This window comes from Lachnospira hominis (ex Hitch et al. 2025), from assembly GCF_040096395.1.
Taxonomy (GTDB): Bacteria; Bacillota; Clostridia; order Lachnospirales; family Lachnospiraceae; genus Lachnospira; species Lachnospira hominis.
This window is the reverse complement of the sequence record NZ_JBBMES010000013.1, coordinates 64,041-87,856: the sequence shown is the minus strand read 5'-3', so window position 1 is coordinate 87,856 and position 23,816 is coordinate 64,041. Positions and strand designations below refer to the sequence as shown.

Sequence of the window (23,816 nt, the reverse complement as noted above, 5' to 3'; positions counted from 1 at the left end):
ACCAAGCAGGAAGTTAATGCCTCTAAACAGGAAGTTAATGCCGCCAAGCAGGAAGTGGATGCTGCTAAACAGGAAGTTAATGCCGCTAAACAGGAAGTGGATGCTGCTAAACAGGAAGCAACAGCTGCCAATGAAAGAGCTGAAAACGAATCTAAGGCCAGAATTGCAGCTGATGCCAAAGTTGCCGAGCTTCAAGCTCAAATCAAAGAGCTTAAAGAAAAGTATGAATTGACGAATTGAACATGTTCTGTCGTCAACATATAATATTTCATGAATTGTCATATAAGCAATAGCTATAGTCTGGCAATATACAATACCACCCCGGACATACCACAATGATATATCCGGGGTGTTGCAGTCCTTTTAATTTGGACTGCATTTCACATTATATTCTGATTATTTCCATACAATACCCAACTTTCCTTATACATCTAATCTGTAAATTCACCCCCGCTGCTTTTAATTTATTTCTCAGTGAACGCACATAAGTACAATTTCCCTTCCTTTATAAAATACTTTTCTTTGTGCATAATTGATTTCAAGTCCCTCAATTAAAATTCTTTTCATGTGGAAGCTCATATTTTTCAAATTCTGGATATTCCCGCAAAACCTCAATGATTTTTTCAAATATTTCTTCCTCATGCTACTCAAAATCAATCACCAACAGACGTCCGATAGAATTCACTTCCCCTCTGAATATAAAAAACGGAGACGAAATCTTTCAAATCTCGCCCCCGCTTTCATTCATGCATTAGTGCACATCTGATACGCTATTATTTATTTGTTCTTTTTCTTCTTGAAGCAAGTAATCCAAGAATCACTGCAAATGCTCCAACTAATGCGATGAGATAACCAAATACATTCGTTGTATCTCCGGTTTATACGGATTTTGTTGTCTTTACCGCATTGTTAGTTCCGGTTGCATCTTCTTTCTTCGCATCGTTGTAGGCAATTGCATAATCAGAGAATTTGTCAGTCTCAAATGTAAAAGTCTGTGTCTTCTCATCATACGTGCCTTCGATGATCTCAGCTTTTCCGTCATGGTATCTGATAATATAATAGGTACGCTTTACCTTGCTGTCTTTATTAATCAGATTTTCCGGAATCTGTACGAAAATCTTAACCTTATCGGCTGTGCTGTGAAGCTGTACACCATCATCGGTTACACCATTCACTGTCATATATTTATACAAGCTGATATCAATGTACTGACCAATTGTGCAGCCTGCCTTAGATGCGGTATCTGTCATTGCGGTCTTTGATTCATTAGATACTGTAGCAGAAGCATCTTTTACAGTTAATACAACATCTACACCTCATCAGTACGTCTAAATGTAATACCGTCATGTGTATAATCATGGAACGTAAAACTTGGTTCTGTGGCATTACCACCATTTCTCGCATTGACTCCGTCCTGACCATAGACTGTCAGTGTCCTTCCTTTCGGGATATAAATATATGCGGTTGCATTTTCCGCAATTTTAAGTCCATTATAATGTGATTTGTCCTCATTTAATGTCAAATCACTGTTCATATAATAGATACCATTACTTAACTGTGCCCCTACATCTGATGATGTCAGTTCATACATCTTAAGCCCTGTACTGCCTGCCAGTGATGACAGTGCTGTGGTGGTATCATTATAGGTTGTTGCCACCTGAACACTTGTCAAAGTGTTTGGAATAACACCAGATGTAAAAATCATTGCAGTTGATAATATACCTGCCAATGCTTTCTTCATATTCGTTTTGAATTTATTCAAACTCTGTCTCGCCGCATACAGTACATGTTCTTTCAAGATTCTGTTACTGCTGTATATTTTCCTATTGCTGCACCATCTTTAATTTTAAATTCTACTGTATACAATTCTCCGCTCTTTTTGTTCTCTTTTGCCATTGCAACTGCATAAGATACAAAATTTGTCATTTTTTCATTAGCATTTTTATCTCCCAATATAACTACATCTTCGATAAATACATCTTCCGATAATGTTATCTTTACTAATTCCAATACATCCGGATCATAATACATTCTGAATTCAAATCCCGATGTTCCCTGATTATTGTTATATGATACCATTACTTTTACTGTATCCCCTTCACAGCCCTGTGCTGAAGTTACAGTAAGCTCTCCTACGTTTGCATCGCCTGCAAATGCATTGCCTGCAAATGCATTGCCTATTGACACTATAACAGTTGTTGCAATAAGGCATAAGCTTAAAAATGCAGCTATAACAATTACTATATTCGTTGATTTAACCGTATCTGATGAATTTACCTCTATTAAAGAAACACTATTTTCTTCTGTACCGTTTATATCTTTACTGATACTCTCATGTTTGCCGCTATTGGAATTCATATCTTTTAAAGTTTCATTGTTTTTACTGTCCGATTTATCCATGCTGTCTGATTTATTTATACTGTCTGATTGACCTTTAACTCCAGCCTGTTCTTCCGGCGTATTCTGTAAATTCTGTTTATTTTGTATATTCTGTGCGTTCTTATCTGAAAACTGTACTTTTATGTCTGTATTGACATCTTCAAGATTAGAATCGCAAGTGTCAAACTCATCAATATAAACCGACTCATAAGTTAATTCTTTCTCATTCTCACGATTTATTTTAAATGTTATAGAAAACACAGTTCCCGCGTCTTTACAATCCTTTGCCTGTGCATATGCGTATCCCACAATTCCGGGATTTGATACCATCTCAAACTTTACATTAACAGTATCCCCTTCATGTTTTTTTGCTGTTCTTATTATATATTAAACAAAAACTAAAATGGTGTAATTCAACGTAGAACGCTGTTTTCACGACGCAGAATGTTTGTTTTTGCATAAAAAAAAGACAATTATCCTTTTTTATTGATAATTGTCTTTTTTTTATTTTTTTATTTATTTTTATAACTTATACCATCATTCTTCTTAAGCTGCTATATCCGTAACATCTCATGCTCATGAATTTCTCACTATATTTTTCAAAATTAGTATATGAATGTTCAAATTGTCTTGAATAAAGATGTGCAATATCAACCTGCTCGGTCTTTGAAAGTTTTTTGCCATTAACCGCCCACGCTGCAACATCAAGATGTCGTAATGCTGCATATCCGATTATCGCATTTTTTACTTTAAGCACAATATTAATATCATAAACTGCATCCAGAAAATACCGGTAAATATAGTACATAAGAAGCTGCCTGTACTCAAACTGTCTGTCATTATAATATTCCTCAAAATCAATTACATATTTTTCATATGATGAACCATCATGACAAGATTTCATAAACTTTTCCTGAATATCACAATACTTCAGCCAATCCGGGTTAATCACTTCCATTCCGTCAAACTTTTCAAAAAATCTGCCTATATCTTTAAAGCCTCTGAATGAATCATATGTTTTCTTTTTCTTTGCATCAGCTATAATCTTATCAAGTATTTTTTCATCTTTAAAAGATTTTACAACATTGGCAATCAAATCGTCCCTTTCATCATCCATATGCTTCTGTATGCGTATAGCATATTCAATAAGTATAAGACAGACTTCATCAGGTGTATATTTCTTATTCTGAATAATATCATATGCACATTTCCTTGCATTACGAAGCTGCATATACAAAAAACCATCTATATCATTATAACCTGTTAGCGGCTTACCGTCCTCTTCCTCGTCAAATGTCAGAACTTTATCATAATTAAACATTATCTCGCCAGCCGTCTTGCATGATGGTGCAATTCCTATCTCTTTCACACTTCCGTATTCATTAATAAATCGCGGAAATTCCGCACACGTATCACACAGCTTGTCTTCTCCCAATGCAATATACAAATCACACAGATTATTATCGTTAAGAAACGGACATCTTCCGTTTTGAAGTGTAAATGTGCAGCCTCCTTCTTTTTCGGGAACCATGACACTCTTTAACCTTTTGCCAAAATTTCCATCCACAGTCTTATAATATCTGTAGGATTTATCATCTACATCTACGTCCCATCCCGCACAACATGTATCGGTACACGCACCTGCAATGCACTTAAAATCTTTATAATAATGTGGTGTAACTATTTTCATACTTCTGCCTTTCATACATACCATTTATTTCATAAGATTACGATGCCTGACATCCAAATCTTAACTTGATTTACACTATGCAATAATGTTAATATGTTTAGAAGAATATCGCAATACAAAAGGAGGAGAAAATGCGAAAATATATGCTCGCAGCACTATGCTGCATAATGTCGCTTTTCATTCTTACCGGATGTAAATCATCTGTTCCGGAAAATACTGTTTTTTCCGTTGATGACTTATCCGGCAAGAAAATCGGTGTACAGCTTGGAACTACAGGCGACACATTAGTTTCTGACTATGAAGAAGATGGTTCCGGCACAGTAGTTGAACGTTATAATAAAGGTAACGATGCAATCCTTGCATTAAAACAGGGTAAAATCGATGCCGTTGTTATTGATGTCCAGCCTGCACAATCATTTGTCAAGACAAATTCTGAACTTATGATACTTGATGAAGAATTTGTTACAGAAGATTACGCCATGTGTATCTCAAAAAACAAGCCTGAGCTTAAAGCTTCCATTAACGAGGCATTAAATGTAATTAAAGCAAACGGCACTCTTGATAAAATCATTGACAATTATATCGGTGAAAATGCCGGAAAAACACCTTATATTTCACCTGACGGTGTAAAGCGTAACGGCACTCTCGTAATGGCTACAAATGCTTACTTTAAGCCATACGAATATTATGATAACGGTAAGATAGTCGGTATTGATGCCGATATGGCTCAGGCTGTCGCTGATTATCTTGGAATGAACTTAAAGATTGAAGATATGGAATTTGATTCAATCATTACCGCTGTCCAGTCAGGAAAAGCCGACTTCGGTGCTGCCGGAATGACCGTAACAGCCGAAAGACTTAAAAATATTGATTTCTCTGATACATATACAACTTCAAAACAGGTTGTAATCGTAAGAGATAATAATGCCATTAAGAATTCCGGCAATGTAGTTGAAAAATTCAAAAATGATTTCCTTACAGATAACAGATATCAGTTTGTGCTTACAGGTTTGAAAAATACTGTTTTAATTGCATTCTGTGCTGCTCTTATGGGTATCGTGATAGGTTTTGTAGTTGCTGTTATACGTTCAACACATGATAAGACAGGAACTCTTAAAATAGGTAATTTTATATGTAACCTCTATCTTACAATAATCCGTGGTACACCAACTATGGTTCAGCTCCTGATTATTTATTATGTAATATTTGGTTCAGTAAGTATTAACAAAATACTTGTGGCAATTCTTGCATTTGGTATTAACTCAGGTGCTTACGTTGCCGAAATTTTCCGTTCCGGAATTATGTCAATCGACAACGGACAGTTTGAGGCTGCAAGCAGCCTTGGTCTTTCATACAAAAAGACTTTTATATATGTAATACTTCCTCAGGCATTTAAAAATGTACTTCCTGCACTTGCCAATGAATTTATTGTTCTCTTAAAAGAGACTTCAATCAGTGGTTATATCGGTCTTACAGACCTTACGCGAGGCGGAGATATTATAAGAAGTATCACTTATGATGCAATGCTCCCACTTCTTGTTGTAGCATTAGTTTATCTTGTAATGGTTGTAATTCTTTCGGCACTGGTTAAAAAACTTGAAAGGAGATTAAGAAGCAATGAGCGATAATAACTCAAACGATAATATTATCTTAAAAGTTGAAGGCTTGAAAAAAGTTTTCGGCGACCATGTTGTACTTGAAAATATCAATACAACAGTAAAAAAGGGTGAAGTAATTGCAATTATCGGACCATCAGGCTGCGGTAAATCAACATTTTTACGTTCACTCAATCTCCTTGAAAAACCTACTGAAGGTCATATTTATTTTCACGGAACAGATATAACCGATAAAAATGTTAATATTAACAAACTTAGGGAAAAAATAGGAATGGTATTCCAGCATTTTAACCTTTTCCCTAATATGACAGTAAAGAAAAATATCATGCTTGCTCCTGTCCAGTTAAAACTTATGAACGAAGAAGAAGCTAATAAGAAAGCATTGGAACTTCTTGAACGTGTAGGGCTTTCCGACAAGGCTGACACTTATCCTAACATGCTCTCAGGCGGTCAGAAACAGCGTGTTGCCATTGCCCGTGCCATGGCTATGAATCCTGACGTTATGCTCTTTGACGAACCAACATCGGCACTTGATCCTGAGATGGTCGGCGAAGTTCTCGGAATTATCAAAGAGCTTGCAGAATCAGGCATGACAATGCTTATAGTTACACATGAGATGGGATTTGCAAAAGAAGTAGCTAACCGCTGTATGTTCTTTGCTGACACCAAAATCATGGAAGAAAATACTCCAAAAGAGCTTTTTGAAAATCCTCAGACACCAAGATTACAGGATTTCCTCTCAAAGGTACTTTAATTTTAACTGTCAGTACTAAACTTCAGGCATAAAAAAACTGCTGACCCGGATAAATAACGGTCAGCAGTTTTTTATGTTCAATTATTTACATTCAATTATTTAATATTCTTCTTCATAGCATCGAGTTCATCATCAATGCTCTTTGCATCATTCTTAAATTCATTGACGGACTTGTTGTTTTTCTTTGAATCGCCATTGTTTTTATTTGATGCAAACAACACTTTGGCAACAAATCCTGCCCCACCAAATATAAGAACAAGAATTAAAACCCACTCATATAAAGACATTGTTACAAGACGGATATCTGTATTAAGTATTACTGCTGCAAGTATAAGAATCACAGAAATAGCAGTAAATACTTTCGATGCAAACGAACTTGTCGCAAACATCCATATAATTCCGATAATAAGCGGAACTATCACAAGACCTGAACTGATACGGATTCCTGCTACTGAAAATCCGCCATAACCAAACCAGCTTGAATGTACAATCACTTTCTGTGAAAAAATAAATAATCCCACAGCAAGCATTACAATCCCTCCAACAAATTGTAACAATTCATTCTTTGTTTCCTTCAATTTTTCTACCCCTTTCAATTTTATTTAATCTATTGTATTATTTATACTAAGATTCCTAATAAATACCCTTCTGCGGCATCTACAACAAAACTTTTGACGGAGGATACCGACATTGAAAAATATAGTTAAAAATATCTACAACGATATAATGCACATCAAAACATTCATCATTATATTTATCATTGCATTTATCTCGTTAAATCTATTATTTCATAAAATATGCCTGATTTCAATAATAACCGGATTTCCATGCCCCGGATGTGGTATGACAAGAGCGTTTGTAAACCTTTTGACATTTCATTTCAAAGACGCATTTTACTGGAGTCCATCCATATTTTTATGGGTACCGCTGTTAATTTATGGTATTTTAAACAGATATATTTTCAAGTGCTCAAATAAAATTTTTACAATTCTTTTATGTATAACAGGAATTATTACTATTATTATTTATATTGTAAGAATGATTACACTTTATCCTGACAACGCACCAATGGTTTATTACGAAAATAATATTATGCACTTGCTTTCTTATGGTTTATCACATATAAAATAATACTTCCTGCTACTATAAATAAAGAAATAAACTGTGATGTTGAAAGATTACCAACTGTCCCCCTCACGTCATTTCGTAGAAATTCAACAAGAAATCTTCCTATTCCGTACAAAAACATATAAATGCATCCTATATCTCCTGAAACCATGCCAAATCCCGTTTTTGCCTTCAAACTGCTCTCTTTTGCTTTCTTGAATACAACATCTGCGTGTATAATGAGGATTATCGCTATCGCAAAGTCTCCTACTGCAGATATAAGCTGTGTCGGAATCAGTTTTATTCCTGCCGGTGCAAGACTGTCTTCAGGAAATACCACACCAAACACTGAATCTGTAGGTCTTCCGTAACAACACCCTGCAAGAAAACATCCAATTCTTCCAAAAGCCTGTGCAAGTGCCACTTCCGGCATAACAATATCAAAATAATCCAGGAATTTTAACTTCTTCACTTTGCAATAAAGCATGCAGCAAAGAACACCCGAAATAATTCCTCCATATACTACAAATCCTTCTGAACCGATTACGGCTAGCGGATTTTGCAAAAACTCTTTAAGACTTACAATTATATATAAAATCTTAGCTCCAAGGAATCCTCCGACAGCCGCTATAATCGCAAGATCTATTATCGCTTCTTCTTTCATTCCTTTCTTTTTTGCTCTATATTCTCCCAGAAATAAAGCAAGTATAAATCCAATTCCTATCATAAGCCCGTAGCCGTGAACACTAAATCTACCTATGTAAAATAAATCTTTTTTCATAAATCCTCCATGTGTGACTATATCTTTATTTTTATATAGCCCAGATATTTTATTACTTAAAAATTTTACCGCATTCCCAAATCAGTATATGCTTTCTGAATTCTTTCTCTTACTTCTCTAAAAAATCCATCTGCATCTGATGACATATACGGTGTGACAAAAAATGTTTTTAATGTATACATGCACAAAATTCTTAATTGCTGCTCGTCTAAATTCAATGCAGCACTCTTAATCTGCTTGAGATAAACATGCCATAAAATTATAAATTCCCTGTATGGCTCACCCTCATGCATATCAATCCATTTTTTTACTTTTATCTTAAACAGATTGTCCTTGTTGCACTGTCCTTTTTGAAGAATATATTTAAAATGCGTATCATCTTCCCAATATCTTCCAAGCGGAAACATCCTGCAGACCCCTGGTCTTGCATCATGTATTGCACATCTGTTGTCATTAAGCAGAAATCCACACGCATTAGTATCCGGGTTCATTCTCATATTCGGAAGCATAATCCCGTCAACAATATTTATCTCTATCTTATCATTAATAAGCTCGTTAAATGACTTTCCCGTCTTTTGTGTCAATCTGTATACATCATATGGGTCAAGCACTATTGAAGCTTCCATTCCCTTACAACATACCTGCCTGCACCCGGCACAATTGCCTGTATCTGCCTTTACACAGTCATTTTCCGAATAAAGTTTTCCGTCAGATATTTCTTCAAGACTTTCCTGTCTAATCATATTCTTTTACTCCGTTTCTTTTGCAGATATCGAAAAGACAGCATTTTGTGCAATGCGGCTTTGTTCTTGCCGTACAGACATCACGCCCGTGACAGACCAGCCTGTGGCACAAATCGCTTCCCTCTTCCGGCGGAACTATCTTCCATAATGCCATCTCAACTTTTTTTGGCTCTTTTTCGTCTTTTACAAGACCGATTCTGTTTGACAGCCTTATGCAATGTGTATCCGTTACTATAGCAGGCTTTCCAAACACATCTCCCATTATAAGATTGGCACTCTTTCTTCCTACCCCCGGCAGCTTTAAAAGTAAATCAAAATCATCCGGTACTCTGTCATTAAACTGTTCATGCAGCATTTTCATACATGCACTTATGTCTTTTGCTTTACTTTTGCCGAGCCCGCATGGATGAACTATTTTTTCAATATCATCAACATCTGCCCCGGCAAGTGCTGCCACTGACGGATATTTTTCAAATAATCCGGCAACAACCACGTTGACTCTCGCATCAGTACACTGTGCCGCAAGCCTTACACTTACAAGCAGCTTCCATGCTTCATCATAATCGAGTGTACAGCCTGCATCCGGATATTCTTTTTTTAGTCTATCTATAACTTCAAGTGCTAACTGTTTTTTAGTCATAACAAGTAATACTACTCCTTTATGCGATTACCGCTTTCCTGTCTTTTTAAGTTTATCACGCATATAGATAAAACTCAATAACAAAAGCTGGCAGGTTTTTGATACCTGTACACCGATATCAGAAACCTGCCAGACAATTAAGATAAATAAATTATTTATTCCATTCTATAACTTTTTCTTTAAGCCAGTTACACCATTCGTCTACTCCCTCACCGGTTTTTGCGGAAATAGGGAATATTTTAAGATTCGGATTGCGTTTGTACGCATACTCACGCACTTTTTCCATATCAAAATCAAAATAATCACAGACATCAATTTTGTTAATTATCATTGCATCGCAAATTGTAAACATAAGCGGATATTTAAGCGGCTTATCATCACCCTCAGGCACTGACAATATACATACATTCATTGATGCACCTGTGTCAAATTCAGCTGGACAGACAAGATTTCCTACATTTTCAAGGATTGCAAGGTCAAGGTCTTTTGTATCAAGTTCCTTAACGCCCTGTCTTGTCATATCGGCATCAAGATGACACATTCCGCCTGTATGAAGCTGTATTGACTTTGCATTGGTCTTTTCGGCTATTGTATATGCATCTACATCTGAATCTATATCAGCTTCCATAACTCCGATTTTTAAATCTTTTTCAAGACGGTTTATCGTCTGTACAAGCGTTGTTGTTTTTCCGCTTCCCGGTGCCGACATAAGATTTAAAAGAAATGTCTTTTCACTTTTTAACTCTTTTCTCAGCTTTTCAGCATCCGCATCATTATCTGCAAATACACTCTGCTTAACTTCAATAATCTTCATTTTGTCTGTCATTACATATTGCTCCTGTCTGCTGCTGCTTTATAATATCTGAAATCCGTAAAAATTTCACCCTTATACGGATTTGTCTTAGTCTTTACTGACTTATAAATGATGTATGCAAGTGCAATTACATTAACAATGAGTGCTGTAGCAGATACTATTGTCATTGCTGTAGGGTCAGCATTTACTGATGTTCCCGCTGCAATTCCGTTTAATGTTCCGTCAGCATACTGCTTTGTAAGTGTTGCCCATGGATAAATCTGTGTTCCGTCTGACATTGTTTCCTGGAAAAGAGGGAACACCTGTGCAAACATACACCATACACACAATGTGTTTGCCCTGTTCATAATCCAGCCACCCTTGTTCCAGCAAAGTGCTGCAATTGTAGGTGCAAGTAAAAGTGCTACACCACAGAACCATGAATGTGTTGGGAGACAGTTGTATGTATAAGCAAAATTCCATACATCGTAAACAAGGATATATACCCATATCATATCAGGCCATATCATATCTTTTTTATCTTTTGATGAATATACTGCCCACCAGCCAGTCATACAGAATATGTTAATCAGACCTGCAATACCATTCATTACATTGTGCCATCCACCATAAAGCCATACATCTTCTGATGAAAGCCACCATTTATACCATCCGTTGATTGCTGATTCAAAATCACTTGCAACAGCAATAAGAATATTAATTGCAACTATTACAAACGGATATGCCTTAAACCAATGTGTCTTACCGATTCCCCAGCCATACTTTATCATCATAAAACCAATACAACCTGCAAGTGATGCATAAAGCTTCATATAGTGGAACCAGCCGTTCATATAAACATGTGTCTGGTTTTCAACAGCCCATGTCTGTCCTGCTGCCGCACATGCTGCAATGACAATAAAATATATTGTAAGTACAACCGGTACAGCACCAAATATTATAAGGCCACCAAGCTTTGTACGTCTTGCAACCTCATTTAAAAGTATAAGTCCTACAAGGACTAAAATCATTGCTCCCCATTGATAGAGAGCATTTCCTCCGTAAACATGAAATAACATAGATTTCTCCTCCTTTGTTTATCAGCACGCTTCGATTTCTTTTATATTGCACTCATTTCCTACCGCAAGCCACGTATTATAACCTTTACAGTATGGACATTGTCTTCCATATTGCACTGTAGGATAAGTCTTTTCACAGTCATCGCAATACGTAACCGCCTCTATTTTTTCAATTATCAACTTTGAATCTTCAATAAGTTCATCTTTTTTACGGTAGTATTCCCAACAATCTGTGAGATAACTTTCCACTATGCCTGACACTTCTCCGATTTCAAGTGTGACACTGCCGATTTTACTTACATTTTCCTGCAATGCTACATGTTTTAATGTCTTGGCAACATGGACTATAATTCCCAATTCATGCATAAATTTCTCCAATCCGGCACGCTTATGCGTGGCATGCTATACTTGTGTGCACACAAATCCTGCTTGCTTATTTTTTATCTTTGTTAAACTTAATCTTGATTTCTCTCTTAATCATATAAGGAAGAATCTTTTTAAGTTTATCTTCTGATTTTGTCATTCGGCTTGCATCAGGCAGGTCTCTTGAAAGATGTATAGCATCAAATTCGCACTTTGTTGTACAAAGTCCGCATCCGATACATTTGTTAGGGTCTACAACTGTAGCACCACATCCAAGACATCTTGAAGCCTCTGTTTTAAGCTGTTCTTCTGTGAATATCTCACGTAAGTCCCTGTATGTTGATGCTGCATCGCCTGATTTTCTGCCCGGTCTTTGTCTCTTTGCATTATCATACTCTTCAATGTCAAGATTATTCTTATCAAGCTCAATGAAATGTCTTAAATCTCTTGCAAGTGTGAGACTATGACCCTTATGTACAAATCTGTGAATTGATACACAACCTTCTTTTCCGGCTGCAATTGCATCTATTGCAAATCTAGGTCCTGTATATACATCACCGCCGACAAAAATATCCGGTTCTGCCGTCTGATATGTAACAGGATCCGCTTTTGCAGTACCATTTTTATTAAGTTCAACTTTTGTTCCTGCTAAAAGATTTCCCCAGATAATCTGCTGTCCAATTGAAAGAAGAACATTATCGCACTCTATTGTAATAGTATCATTCTCGTCATATACAGGAGCAAATCTCTTTTCCTCATTAAATACTGAAGTACACTTTTTAAGAACAACTGCTTTGACTCTGCCATTTTCAGTGATAATCTCTTTTGGTCCCCAGCCGTTGTTAATGCTGATATTTTCTTCTAATGCCTCTTCAATCTCATCTTTTGCTGCCGGCATCTCATCACGGCTTTCAAGACAATACATAGAAACATCATCTGAACCTGCACGAAGTGCTGTTCTTGCAACATCCATCGCAACATTGCCGCCGCCGATAACAACTGTTTTGCCACTAAGCTTCATATGTTCCTCATCTTTATTTACTTTGTTAAGGAACTCTATTCCGCTCATGACGCCCTTTGCATCTTCTCCCGGAACTCCTGCCATTCTTCCGCCTCTCGCACCGATAGCTATATAGAATGCTTTGTATCCTTCATCACGAAGCTGCTGTATCGTCACATCACTTCCGACATCAATGCCAAATCTGAATTCAACACCCATAGTCTTAAGCACTTCTATCTCTGCCGCAATAACATCTTTTTCAAGCCTGAATGACGGAATACCATTAAGAAGCATTCCTCCGGCTTTGTCTTCACGCTCGAAAACTGTTACAGGATAGCCTTTACATCTTAAATAATATGCTGCTGACATACCGGCCGGTCCTGCACCAACTATGGCAATCTTTTCTTCAAACTGCTTGCCTTCATGATTTACAGTCTTAGGAATATATCTGTCTTTTTCATTAATCTCTTTTGCTGCAATGAACTTTTTAATCTCATCAATTGCGATAGGCTCATCAATCGTGCCTCTTGTACAGGCATCCTCACATCTTCTGTTACATATTGCACCACATACTGCCGGAAATGGATTTTCATTTTTGATAAGCTTCAACGCATCCATATATCTACCCTGCGATGCCATCTTTATGTAACCCTGTACAGGAAGATGTGCCGGACAGGCGGTCTTACAAGGTGCTGTACCTGTATCATAACAGTTAATCTTTGCATTATCCCTGTAATCAGGATCCCATTTTTCTTTGCTCCACTTAACTGCATCAGGAAGCTCCGCCTGCGGATATTTAACCGGACCATTCTTTGTACAAAGTTTCTGTCCGAGCTTTGCTGCTCCTGTAGGACAAAATTCAACGCATCGTCCGCATGCGACACACTTATCTGATTCTACACTCGCACGATATGCTGAACGCGAAAGGTTCGGTGTGTTAAACAATTGTGAAGTTCTAAGTGCGTTACAGACACCCGGTGCACAGTTACATATTGCAAATATCTTATCTTCACCATCAATGTTAGTAATCTGGTGTACAAAACCATTATCTTCGGCTCTTTGCAATATCTCAAGCACTTCATTGAGGTCTATATAACGTCCCTTTCCGGTCTCAACAAGATAATCAGCCATATCGCCTACACCGATACAAAGCTCACCCTCAATCTCACCGGTACCCTCACCGCGGACTCTCTGCTGTCTTCTGCACGAACATGCTCCGACTGCATATTTATTTTCATATTTCTTTAACCAGTATGAAATATGCTCAACACTTACTGACTGCTGTGTTGCCGGAATAGCCTGTTCAACAGGTATAACGTGCATACCGATTCCTGCACCGCCAAGCGGTACCATCGGTGTGATTTTTTCAAGCGGAAGTCTTGACATATTCTCAAAGAAATCTGCAAGTTCAGGATGTTCTTCAACCTGTTTTTCATTCATCATCATAAACTCAGCACAGCCCGGAACAAACATAGGAAGTATATACTGCTTTACATGATCTTTATTTTCCCAGTTATATTCTATAAGACCTATAACGCTCATTTCCTGTAAAAGTTCTTCTGTGCGTTCCAGACTTTTTCCGCACTTTTTGGCAATCTGTGGTGCCGTTGCAGGTACTCTTACTTTCATAGAAAGTGCAACTTCTGCCATCTCATCGGTTATAACACCGGCAAGGCCCCAGTATTCAGGGTCTTTTGTCGTAACCTTGACACCGATTCTGTCTGTAATCTTCTGACCCAGCTTCAGAATCAGTTCTCTTTCTTCTGCCATATTTATCCTCCGTTCAGATTGTTTTAACTATAGTACAATTATACTACCCGTTTGTTAAAAAAACAACAATTCACAAACAATTTGATTTACAAATTTAGTCTATTTGATTAACTTTTGTGCATATGCTATTATGATTAAATAAAATAAAGAAAGGACAGGATTAATCACCGTGACAATTGCAGACTACACTCTCGAATATATAAATGGCATTCCTTATCTTATGCCTTATGGACAATCTGTTGCAGATTTAAAAAAATGTGTGAAACTCAATGACACTGGCATTTTTATATGGAACAGCCTTTCCGATGGCTTTGGAAGAGATGAAATTTTATCTGAAATGTGTAAAAAATACAATGCCGTTACTCCCGATGATAAAACTATTCTTTCTGACGATCTTGATTCATTTTTAGACATACTTGCAGCCTACAGGGTTTTTGAACGTGAAAATGATATTATAACCCTGCCGGATAATTCTAAACCGCATCATTTAAGAATTAATACAATTTCTATATGCATCAATGCACCGGATGAATATGTTTCAGACAATTTTTCCATTTTCCGCTATGATGACAATGAAGATTTGTCATTTGATACATTTAAGGATACAGTGCATGACGATATTACAATTAATATAACGCATTTTATTCCGTTTTTTCATCGTGGAAAAAAACAGGTTTTAAGAACTGATGAACTCACTCTTCTTGAAGATGATTCATTTTACATATGCAGATATAACAAACCATACGGACTGATTGAATGGCATCTTTCAAAGGACGGACGTACATGTAATATGTACTGTAAACGCACATCTGATACAGATTCAGACAAACCGGACATAAGTGAAGAAATATTTTTTGCCATAAGAACAATCTTTCTTTATAATGCTTCTTTTAAGGGAATGTATGCCATACACTCGGCATCAGTCCTTTATAAAGATAAAGCATGGCTGTTTTCAGGTCATTCAGGTGCCGGGAAATCAACGCATACAAATATGTGGAAAGAACTTTTTAACACGCCTGTCATTAACGGTGACTTAAATCTTATAGATATAAATACCACAGATGGAATTCCTGTAGTTATAGGAATTCCGTGGTGCGGCACTTCCGGCATTTATACCAGCCGCAGTTACCCGCTTGGCGGAATAACTTTTATAAAAAAAGACATTACTGACCAAGTTAGGCGAATTGACGGTGACGACGCTGTTTTAAGTATTGCACAACGCATGATATCACCGTGCTGGAATACCGGACTGCTTGAAAATAATCTTGCAGCATCAGAAAAAATAGCTGCCGGAATTACAGTTTTCAGACTCTGCTGCACCAAAAATCCTTCATCCGCATTTTTAATGAAAGAAGAAATCGACAATGAATATCATTAAACATATTATAAGGCGAATTAAAGAAGGCATGTTAAAAGACATGCTCCGACAGACTGTATGGATTTACGGATATGCACGACATTACTGGAAATCTATGATTTTTTATACACTTTCGGGGCTTATCGGAACTGCTATCGGACTGTTATCAAGTATTATTTCCAAAGATTTAGTAGATATTATAACCGGCCACCAGACAGGTGAACTCTTAAAAACCTTCTGCATGATGATTGGTTTTACAATCGGAAGTCAGGCAATATCACAGTTTACTTCATACCTTTCATCAAAGATAAGCATACGTGTTGACAATGAAATAAAAGCCGATATCTACGAGAAAATGTTATCGACTGACTGGGAGGCAATAACACATTATCACACAGGTGACCTGCTTGTCAGATGGAGTTCGGATGCATCCAATATTTCCAACGGAATATTGAACTTTATCCCGAATCTTATAATTTATCTTTTCAAATTTATTATGGCTCTGGGCATTGTTATTTACCATGATGCAACATTTGCCATATTTGCATTAATCGGCATGCCTGTAAGTGTACTTATGTCAAGAAAACTCATGAACCGCATGGTCAATAATAATAAAAGAAGTGCCGCTCTGAATGCCGAAATGTCTGGCTTCAACCAGGAGTCACTCTCTAACATACAGACAATCAAGGCTTTTGACCTTATAAAATTGTATTGTGAAAGATTAAAAGATTTACAGACTAAATACCTGAAAATGAGACTTGAATTCAACCGCATGTCAGCTGTGACATCATTTATTATGGCTATTGTGGGAATGGCAGTATCTTACAGCTGTTACGGCTGGGGAATTTACCGTGTATGGAGCGGTGCTATAAGTTATGGTACTATGACGCTTTTCCTCTCACTTTCAGGTCAGCTTACAGGAACTTTAAACTCACTTATCTCACTTGTTCCTACAGCAATCAATCTTACTACCTCTGCAGGCCGTCTCATGGACATTCTTAACATGCCACGCGACGATTACTCGCAGACCGAAGAAGTTACACAGCTTTCCGATATGGGAAAAAAATATGGCATACGCCTTGAAATCAGCAATATGTCCTATAAATACAACTCAGGTACAGAAGTTTTTAAAAATGTCTCTTTTGAGGCTGCTCCACATGAAATTGTGGCACTTGTCGGTCCTTCCGGTGAGGGAAAAACCACTATGCTCCGCATTCTTCTCTCTCTTCTTCATCCATACGAAGGAACGTGCCTGCTAAAAAGCGGAGAAAATTACAATAACAGTCTTACACTTTCGCCTGCCGCAAGAGCATTATTTTCATATGTTCCACAGGGAAATACTATGTTTTCCGGCACAATTGCTGACAATATGAGAAGTGTAAAGCCGGATGCAGCAGATGCTGATATAATTGAAGCTTTAAAGCTTTCATGTGCATGGGAATTCGTTTCGGAACTTCCTGACACAATCAACAGTGAAATAAAAGAACGCGGCGGCGGATTTTCCGAAGGTCAGGCACAGCGTCTCTCAATTGCCCGTGCAATCCTTAGGAAATCGCCTATTCTCCTGCTTGATGAGGCCACTTCCGCACTCGATGTTACAACAGAAAGAAATGTTCTTAAAAATATTATGAAAGATGATTACCCTCGTACATGTATTGTAACAACTCATCGTCCTACTGTTCTTACCATGTGTGACCGTGTATATTCAATCCATGACATGCAATGTACTCTTCTTAATGATGATGAGATTGAGGAAATCACAAGAAATTTTTAAATGTGTTATGAGAATCACAAAAAACCGCATCATCGGCAAAATCGGTGATGCGGTTTTTATTATGTTATCTTAATTAATTATGCATTATCTGTCATATAAGCATATGTTACAGATAATCCTGCCTCTGATGTTACAATAACATCACCCATTCCGATGTTATCCTTTGGATTATTCCAATATGAAAATGCAATCTTAATCTCTGGACCCGATGTAAGTACAGGCGTACCATTAGAACTACTGTATTCTACAGGCTGGTTAAATCCAAGCGTTAAAAGCTGCTGGCTGCATGTATGACTTGTATCATGTCTTGCATTAACCTGAATTCTGTAATCGCCCCTGCCAAACTCTGGTCTCTGATGTATATTAGTTGTGACTGTATAACAACCACTCGCTGCATAAACCCCTTCAGCAACATCGTCACAACCTACAACTACAGGTTTCTTGTAATCGGTCATAAAAATCCACCTCCAAAAACTAATACCTTCAGTAACTATTATAGTATATCATATAATGAACATATGTCAATTTGCATATTTTTTTATTTTTTATTTAGTCATTCTTCTAAAATGTAATAATTTAACGCATTACTCTTGCATGAAATCCAAAAAAAGGATATATTTTAAATATCAATTTTTAAAGGAGTTTTATAATGGAACAAAGAGAATCCCTTGGCTCCCGCCTCGGTTTTATTCTGTTATCTGCCGGTTGTGCAATCGGCATCGGTAATGTATGGAAATTTCCATATATAACAGGACAATACGGTGGCGGAGCTTTTGTTGTTATCTATCTTATATTCCTTATTCTTATGGGTGCTCCCATTATGACTATGGAATTTGCTATCGGCCGTGCCAGCCGCAAAAGCCCTTTTCTTGACTGTAAAGTACTTGAAAAGCCGGGTACAAAATGGCACTATCATGGTTATCTTGCCATTGTCGGCAATTACCTTCTGATGATGTTTTATACGACCGTAACAGGCTGGATGCTTTACTATTTTTATAAAAGTCTCACAGGTCATTTTAATAATGCATCAGTTGAAACAGTAAGCACAACTTTTACAAATATGACAGCAAACCCATATATCCTTGTCGGATTTATGATAATTACAGTTGTTACCGGATTTATTGTATGCTCACTTGGTGTACAGAATGGTGTTGAAAAAATTACAAAGGTAATGATGCTTGCACTTCTTGCACTTATTATATTACTTGCAATTCACAGCATGCTTCTCAAAGGTGGTATTGAAGGACTTAAGTTTTATCTTGTTCCTGATTTTAACAAGGTTGCCGAAATCGGGCTGTTTAATGTTATTGTTGCTGCAATGAATCAGGCATTTTTTACATTAAGTCTCGGAATTGGTGCAATGTCAATCTTTGGAAGCTATATTGGAAAAGAGCAATCACTCTTTGGTGAATCAATAAGAGTTTGTATACTTGATACATTTGTTGCTATATTTGCCGGTCTCATAATTTTCCCAGCATGCTCTGCATTCGGTGTCAATGCTGACAGCGGTCCAAGTCTTATATTTGTGACACTGCCTAATATTTTCAGCAATATGGCAGGTGGACAGCTTTGGGGAAGTCTTTTCTTCCTCTTTATGTCATTTGCAGCATTTTCAACCGTAATTGCCGTATTTGAAGGTATTATTGCATGTTTCATGGATATGACAGGTGTTTCACGTAAAAAATCATGTTACATTAATATTATAATTATGATAATACTTTCACTTCCATGTGCGTTGGGCTTCAATATTTTATCAGGAGTTAATCCTCTCGGTGCCGGCTCAACAATCCTTGATCTTGAAGACTTCCTTGTAAGTGATTTAATACTCCCTATAGGTTCACTCATCTATCTTTTATTCTGTGTATGCAAAAATGGATGGGGCTGGGATAACTTTATCAAAGAAGCCAATACAGGAAAAGGCATTAAGTTAAGCAGTAAATTAAAAATATATCTTACATATGTACTTCCTCTTCTTATTATTTTCAAATTCATAATCGGATTAAAAGCCAGATTTTTTTAAATCTGTATTATTCTAAAAAATAATACAAAAGCAGCGGAATCCTGACACATTTCCAAGTGTTAAGTTCCCGCTGCTTTTTTGTTTTTCTTATTTCCATGGCCTGTTTTGTGATTTCTGTGGCTGCCATGAATTTCCGGCCGCCGTAGTCATAAGATTTGCCGTATATGCATCTTCAAGAGCATATCTTAAAGGATAAACTTCTTCTCCTCCGTCAACATATTTTTTCATTCCAGCCAGCACTCTCGCAGCCGCTGTTTCATCTTCACCAAGTCCGCATATACCAAAAGGCGGAATGTACAATTTTCTTCCCCGGAAACTTACTGCCAGTATTTCTCCTGTTTCCTCATCTTTATAAACATCCATTTTTTCTGATGCAGCAACATTATTATCTTTCAGGAAATATACCATATTATCTGTTATCTCGCCTCTTGTTCCACGAACATTTATAAATCTGTTTCTTATATCACTTCTGTACTGGTCTGACATAAAATCATAAAATGCTGTCTTTTCGTTGTCATATTCCATAATAAGGTGCTTTTCTTCTTTACTCACAACATCACCTTTTGTAAGAATTTCGTAACGTGTTTTTGTATCAGTGACTTTCATCTGATATGCTTTTCCTATAACATTTACATCATTTATTCCTGTATCAAGAAACTCACGTATTATGCTGACTGCATGATAATCATGCATACATGATATAGTCATTGAAACAGGTTCACCTATAAGACCGGATTTTACTATCTGTATTCTTGCATCATATGTCGGATAAAATGCATACTGTTCAGCAACCTGCAGCTTATTACACGTATAATTGTTGTTTTTTATATTTTCCCATACCTGAAAAAGTCTGCCGTTATCGAGCGAAACCGGGGTCTCTGAAAGAACCGGAATTCCGATATTCAGCCATTTTTCAACCGTATCACACATAAGTGTTTTCGTAACAGCTGATACAACAAAATCAGGCTTTGAATTTATCATATCTTCATCTTTACATGTCACAGGAAAATCGAATTTTTCTTTTACTCTGCATGCTGATTCCTCACTATGACAAAGAACCATACATATCTCAAACTGTTCAGGAAGTGCTTTTGCTATTCTGAAATACAAAGAAGCTCTGTAGCCTGAACCTAGCACACCAAATCTTATCATATTATGCCTCCTTATTTTCTTCTAATTCTGTGAAACTGCGGCTTAATGGTAATTTCCTGTATCACCGCACCGTCCCTGATATTTATTATATATTCAACCGTCTGTGCAACCTCTTGTGGCTCAAGATGTGCCGCCATATCCTCATCTTCTTTAAAATCCGCATTCCTGTATAAATCAGTGCTTGTCATATCAGGATGAACTGACACGACTTTCACTCCATATTTTCTTGCCTCATCAAACAGACTTCTCGAAAATGCCGTAAGCCCCGCCTTTGACGCACCATACGCACATCCATGCGGACTTGGCTGTAATGCTGTAACTGATGAAATATTAATTATAAATCCTTTACTTTTCTTTAACTGACGCAGCACAAGCTGCGAAAGAATCATCGGTGCTTCAAAATTAGTTCTTACAATTTCCTTTATCTTTGCCGCATTAAGTTCTTCATGTAAACCATAATAACCGACACCGGCATTATTTATAAGAATATACAATTCATTCTCTGACATGATTTTTTTTAAAATCTGCGTTATTTTTTCTGTATCTGTTATATCACATTCTATCATGTTAAATTGTTCTTCTTTATGTACTTTTGAAAAATCTCTCGCAATTCCAAAAACTTCATATCCGTTTTTTACAAGCATTCTGCTTATCGCAAGACCAATTCCTGATGATGCTCCGGTTACAACCGCCGCTTTTTTCATATTTTTGTTTCTCCAGTCACAATCTATAATTTTATTATTTTTCCTGCCGCTCCCATAAAAATATTTTATCTTTTTCAACGTATCTGCTTACCAGCGATACCATATAATCTTCCATATCTCTCATAATTTCATCCGGATAATGATAATATCCATTATCATTTTTATATGGGAACTGAACAGCTGCACTAAATGGTTCTTCTTTACGCATATTTTTCATGTACTCCGCAGAAATCCTAAATGTTCCGACACTTATATCAAGAAGTTTATTTAAGTCTATTCTGCCTGTTATTTTGTCAAACATATCTGTATAAACACTTTTCCAGTTTTTACAATATATCATTGGGTCAAATGCAATCCGCGTTTTTAACCCCTTATCCAATGCAAGTTCAATACAGCTGATTCTTGAATCAAGAAAGGCTGTTTTGTGCTCGAATTTGGAAATAATTTCATCAGGTGACATCGTAAATGCAAATATAATATTGTCTGATGGGGCAATTTCTTTTAAAAATTTTTCACATGAACTTTTTGTTCTTATCTCAATTTTTAAATCAGTATGTCTTTCTGCAAAATCCACCCATCTTTTTGTATATCCGAAAATATTTTCTACTGCAAGCAAATCTGTATCATATGATACGCAAAGATATACAGGATGTTTTTGCAGCAATTTATACACTTCATCAAAAATGTCGTCTAAATTGACAAACAGTACGACATTTCCTGATGGATACATGCCTTTAAGATAACAATACTCACAGTCAAACACACAATTCATCATACATGATGTATAATAAAAATGTTCATTCCCAAAGCTCTGGCATACAGGTGCACCGGCATATACAAGATTATTTTCTTTTTTTGCAATTATAAGATTCTGTGTCCTGTGCTGTAAAACCGATGACTGCCGGCTTCTGCAGAACACATCTTTGTAGTGGTCGATATATATAATGTGTGACTGTGGAAATTTATTCAGGATTCTTACTGTATCGGGCATATCCGCAACCGATTTTTCAACATATATATGCGAAAAAAAACTGTTATAATAATCTGCTTTTAAGTTGTTCAAATCTCTTTTTTCCTTCTCTCTTATCATTACACGGCATCATATTTTCTTCATACATCTTACACACAACACCATTAATATCTATATTTTCAATAAAGCAATATCTTATATACTGCCTTAATTCATATTCCATCGTTTTTGAACAGCACAAATCCCGGCAAAGCTTGTCTGCAAGCTGCTTTTCCTTTGCCGCCTTTTCATCACCGGCACATGAAATATCATTCAGAATATCACGAAGCCTGTTTATATATTCACCAATAATATTAATATGATTTTCCACAAGTGCAGTTATATAATCCGGCGTTATCCCCTCTGTATCACCATTATCAGAGAGAATTTTTACAAAACTCATCTCGTGCGGTGCAAAAAAGTACGCACCTGCCTGCCATACAAATGCTGCTTCCATATCGTATAATACTGTATCTGATGTATTCTGCGGATTTTTGTCGTTTTTATTTTCAAAAAGAACGGCAGATGTTATAATTTCCGCTTCTTTAAAAGGATTTTTATATATCATATCCGGATAAAATGTACGTTCTGATGATTCATCCGTAATTTTGCTGCATATGTATATTTCATCCGAAGCCGATGCTGATGCACAAGTTCCGATATTTACAAGAAAATTTTTGTCTGCTTTCAAATCAAGCTTTGCACATACACCCGCTACCGATGACGCAGCAGCAGCATTACCTGTCCCTGTAATAATTAACAATATTTCTTTTTCTTCATTTGCAAATACTGTAAACGGCATATATGACTCATCTTTTTTTAATCTGTATTTCTCAATCAGCGGTTTTGCCTCGCAGTAAATTGCCATTGCCAAAATTATCATTTTCTGCACTCCGGTCACATTCAATTTTTCATTATTATAGCAAATCTTCCCGTTTTTTTCCTGTTTTTTCTTTAATTTTAATAAATTAATTCACTGTTTAACTTTAAATTCCGTTCTTTATCATATATAATTTTATATAATAACGTATGCAATCTGCCCGCAGATACATATATCCACATAACTATGAGAAACACGCTCCGCG

The 23,816-nt window shown here is 36.6% G+C and carries 24 protein-coding genes and 1 pseudogene; 7 read left to right on the top strand and 18 right to left on the bottom strand.

Translation table 11 applies throughout. From position 1 onward, the window contains the following. Positions 1 to 240 (top strand): hypothetical protein (locus WMO38_RS11230; protein WP_349162750.1); only part of this gene is annotated, 240 nt, incomplete at its 5' end. 533 nt (positions 241 to 773) lie between these two features. On the opposite strand, the pseudogene WMO38_RS15215 reads toward WMO38_RS11230, so the two are convergent. The 5 genes and pseudogenes from WMO38_RS15215 to fliB all read right to left on the bottom strand — a co-directional run. Beyond that, positions 774 to 866, bottom strand: a pseudogene (locus WMO38_RS15215) (hypothetical protein); the annotation flags it as partial. A 12-nt stretch (positions 867 to 878) separates the two neighbouring features. Further along, positions 879 to 1,250, bottom strand: coding sequence for a hypothetical protein (locus WMO38_RS11225; protein ID WP_349162748.1), 372 nt, complete (start codon positions 1,248 to 1,250; stop codon positions 879 to 881). 59 nt (positions 1,251 to 1,309) lie between these two features. After that, positions 1,310 to 1,762: a hypothetical protein gene (locus WMO38_RS11220; protein WP_349162746.1), complete on the bottom strand. Its 453-nt coding sequence runs from the start codon at positions 1,760 to 1,762 to the stop codon at positions 1,310 to 1,312. Positions 1,763 to 1,794: 32 nt separating this feature from the next. Further along, positions 1,795 to 2,709, bottom strand: a complete 915-nt coding sequence (locus tag WMO38_RS11215; RefSeq protein ID WP_349162744.1) for a cohesin domain-containing protein — start codon at positions 2,707 to 2,709, stop codon at positions 1,795 to 1,797. A 199-nt stretch (positions 2,710 to 2,908) separates the two neighbouring features. Beyond that, the gene (gene fliB / locus WMO38_RS11210; protein WP_349162742.1) at positions 2,909 to 4,069 is read right to left on the bottom strand and encodes a flagellin lysine-N-methylase; all 1,161 of its coding nucleotides are present in this window, start codon (positions 4,067 to 4,069) and stop codon (positions 2,909 to 2,911) included. A gap of 131 nt (positions 4,070 to 4,200) precedes the next feature. Here fliB and WMO38_RS11205 point away from each other — a divergent pair, with 131 nt between their 5' ends. Beyond that, the gene (locus tag WMO38_RS11205; protein ID WP_349162740.1) at positions 4,201 to 5,697 is read left to right on the top strand and encodes an ABC transporter permease subunit; all 1,497 of its coding nucleotides are present in this window, start codon (positions 4,201 to 4,203) and stop codon (positions 5,695 to 5,697) included. After that, positions 5,687 to 6,439 carry an amino acid ABC transporter ATP-binding protein gene (locus tag WMO38_RS11200; RefSeq protein ID WP_349162738.1) on the top strand — a complete coding sequence of 251 codons (753 nt, stop codon included), beginning with the start codon at positions 5,687 to 5,689 and terminating at the stop codon, positions 6,437 to 6,439. The genes WMO38_RS11205 and WMO38_RS11200 overlap by 11 nt, the downstream gene beginning before the upstream one ends. 95 nt (positions 6,440 to 6,534) lie before the next feature. Here the strand turns inward: WMO38_RS11200 and WMO38_RS11195 are convergent, their stop codons facing one another. Then, on the bottom strand, positions 6,535 to 7,017 hold the full coding sequence (locus WMO38_RS11195; protein ID WP_186836416.1) for a hypothetical protein: 483 nt from the start codon (positions 7,015 to 7,017) through the stop codon (positions 6,535 to 6,537). Between the two features lie 148 nt (positions 7,018 to 7,165). Between WMO38_RS11195 and WMO38_RS15210 the strand changes: the two genes are divergently transcribed. Beyond that, positions 7,166 to 7,570, top strand: coding sequence for a DUF2752 domain-containing protein (locus WMO38_RS15210; protein ID WP_353964016.1), 405 nt, complete (start codon positions 7,166 to 7,168; stop codon positions 7,568 to 7,570). Here WMO38_RS15210 and WMO38_RS11190 read toward each other — a convergent pair. The 7 genes from WMO38_RS11190 to WMO38_RS11160 all read right to left on the bottom strand — a co-directional run bounded on the left by WMO38_RS11190 (position 7,530) and on the right by WMO38_RS11160 (position 14,715). Further along, positions 7,530 to 8,327 carry a prolipoprotein diacylglyceryl transferase gene (locus WMO38_RS11190; protein ID WP_349162736.1) on the bottom strand — a complete coding sequence of 266 codons (798 nt, stop codon included), beginning with the start codon at positions 8,325 to 8,327 and terminating at the stop codon, positions 7,530 to 7,532. The genes WMO38_RS15210 and WMO38_RS11190 overlap by 41 nt on opposite strands. Positions 8,328 to 8,392: 65 nt before the next feature. Continuing rightward, positions 8,393 to 9,070, bottom strand: coding sequence for a YkgJ family cysteine cluster protein (locus WMO38_RS11185; RefSeq protein ID WP_349162735.1), 678 nt, complete (start codon positions 9,068 to 9,070; stop codon positions 8,393 to 8,395). Next, on the bottom strand, positions 9,063 to 9,710 hold the full coding sequence (locus tag WMO38_RS11180; protein ID WP_021867054.1) for an endonuclease III domain-containing protein: 648 nt from the start codon (positions 9,708 to 9,710) through the stop codon (positions 9,063 to 9,065). The genes WMO38_RS11185 and WMO38_RS11180 overlap by 8 nt, the downstream gene beginning before the upstream one ends. A 151-nt stretch (positions 9,711 to 9,861) precedes the next feature. Beyond that, on the bottom strand, positions 9,862 to 10,536 hold the full coding sequence (gene hypB / locus WMO38_RS11175) for a hydrogenase nickel incorporation protein HypB (RefSeq protein ID WP_349162734.1): 675 nt from the start codon (positions 10,534 to 10,536) through the stop codon (positions 9,862 to 9,864). Beyond that, on the bottom strand, positions 10,536 to 11,582 hold the full coding sequence (locus tag WMO38_RS11170) for a DUF5692 family protein (protein WP_021867056.1): 1,047 nt from the start codon (positions 11,580 to 11,582) through the stop codon (positions 10,536 to 10,538). The genes hypB and WMO38_RS11170 overlap by 1 nt, the downstream gene beginning before the upstream one ends. Before the next feature lie 21 nt (positions 11,583 to 11,603). Further along, positions 11,604 to 11,948: a hydrogenase maturation nickel metallochaperone HypA gene (locus tag WMO38_RS11165; protein WP_021867057.1), complete on the bottom strand. Its 345-nt coding sequence runs from the start codon at positions 11,946 to 11,948 to the stop codon at positions 11,604 to 11,606. Positions 11,949 to 12,015: 67 nt separating this feature from the next. Beyond that, positions 12,016 to 14,715: an FAD-dependent oxidoreductase gene (locus tag WMO38_RS11160; protein WP_349162732.1), complete on the bottom strand. Its 2,700-nt coding sequence runs from the start codon at positions 14,713 to 14,715 to the stop codon at positions 12,016 to 12,018. A 169-nt stretch (positions 14,716 to 14,884) separates the two neighbouring features. Between WMO38_RS11160 and WMO38_RS11155 the strand changes: the two genes are divergently transcribed. Then, the gene (locus tag WMO38_RS11155) at positions 14,885 to 16,093 is read left to right on the top strand and encodes a PqqD family protein (protein ID WP_349162731.1); all 1,209 of its coding nucleotides are present in this window, start codon (positions 14,885 to 14,887) and stop codon (positions 16,091 to 16,093) included. Next, positions 16,080 to 17,846 (top strand): ABC transporter ATP-binding protein, encoded by a 1,767-nt coding sequence (locus WMO38_RS11150; protein WP_349162730.1) that lies wholly within the window; start codon positions 16,080 to 16,082, stop codon positions 17,844 to 17,846. Before WMO38_RS11155 ends, WMO38_RS11150 begins: the two co-directional genes overlap by 14 nt. Positions 17,847 to 17,923: 77 nt before the next feature. Here the strand turns inward: WMO38_RS11150 and WMO38_RS11145 are convergent, their stop codons facing one another. Continuing rightward, positions 17,924 to 18,301, bottom strand: a complete 378-nt coding sequence (locus tag WMO38_RS11145) for a hypothetical protein (protein ID WP_021867061.1) — start codon at positions 18,299 to 18,301, stop codon at positions 17,924 to 17,926. Positions 18,302 to 18,495: 194 nt separating this feature from the next. Between WMO38_RS11145 and WMO38_RS11140 the strand changes: the two genes are divergently transcribed. Then, positions 18,496 to 19,866, top strand: coding sequence for a sodium-dependent transporter (locus WMO38_RS11140; RefSeq protein ID WP_349162729.1), 1,371 nt, complete (start codon positions 18,496 to 18,498; stop codon positions 19,864 to 19,866). 87 nt (positions 19,867 to 19,953) lie between these two features. Here WMO38_RS11140 and WMO38_RS11135 read toward each other — a convergent pair whose 3' ends face one another. The 4 genes from WMO38_RS11135 to WMO38_RS11120 are packed head-to-tail and all read right to left on the bottom strand — an operon-like array spanning position 19,954 to position 23,614. After that, complete coding sequence (locus tag WMO38_RS11135) at positions 19,954 to 21,018, bottom strand: Gfo/Idh/MocA family oxidoreductase (protein WP_349162728.1); 1,065 nt, start codon at positions 21,016 to 21,018, stop codon at positions 19,954 to 19,956. A gap of 11 nt (positions 21,019 to 21,029) precedes the next feature. Continuing rightward, positions 21,030 to 21,722, bottom strand: a complete 693-nt coding sequence (locus tag WMO38_RS11130) for an SDR family NAD(P)-dependent oxidoreductase (RefSeq protein WP_349162727.1) — start codon at positions 21,720 to 21,722, stop codon at positions 21,030 to 21,032. Positions 21,723 to 21,756: 34 nt separating this feature from the next. After that, the gene (locus tag WMO38_RS11125) at positions 21,757 to 22,785 is read right to left on the bottom strand and encodes an SPL family radical SAM protein (RefSeq protein ID WP_349162726.1); all 1,029 of its coding nucleotides are present in this window, start codon (positions 22,783 to 22,785) and stop codon (positions 21,757 to 21,759) included. Continuing rightward, positions 22,757 to 23,614, bottom strand: coding sequence for a hypothetical protein (locus WMO38_RS11120; RefSeq protein ID WP_349162724.1), 858 nt, complete (start codon positions 23,612 to 23,614; stop codon positions 22,757 to 22,759). The genes WMO38_RS11125 and WMO38_RS11120 overlap by 29 nt, the downstream gene beginning before the upstream one ends. Positions 23,615 to 23,816 lie beyond the last annotated feature (202 nt).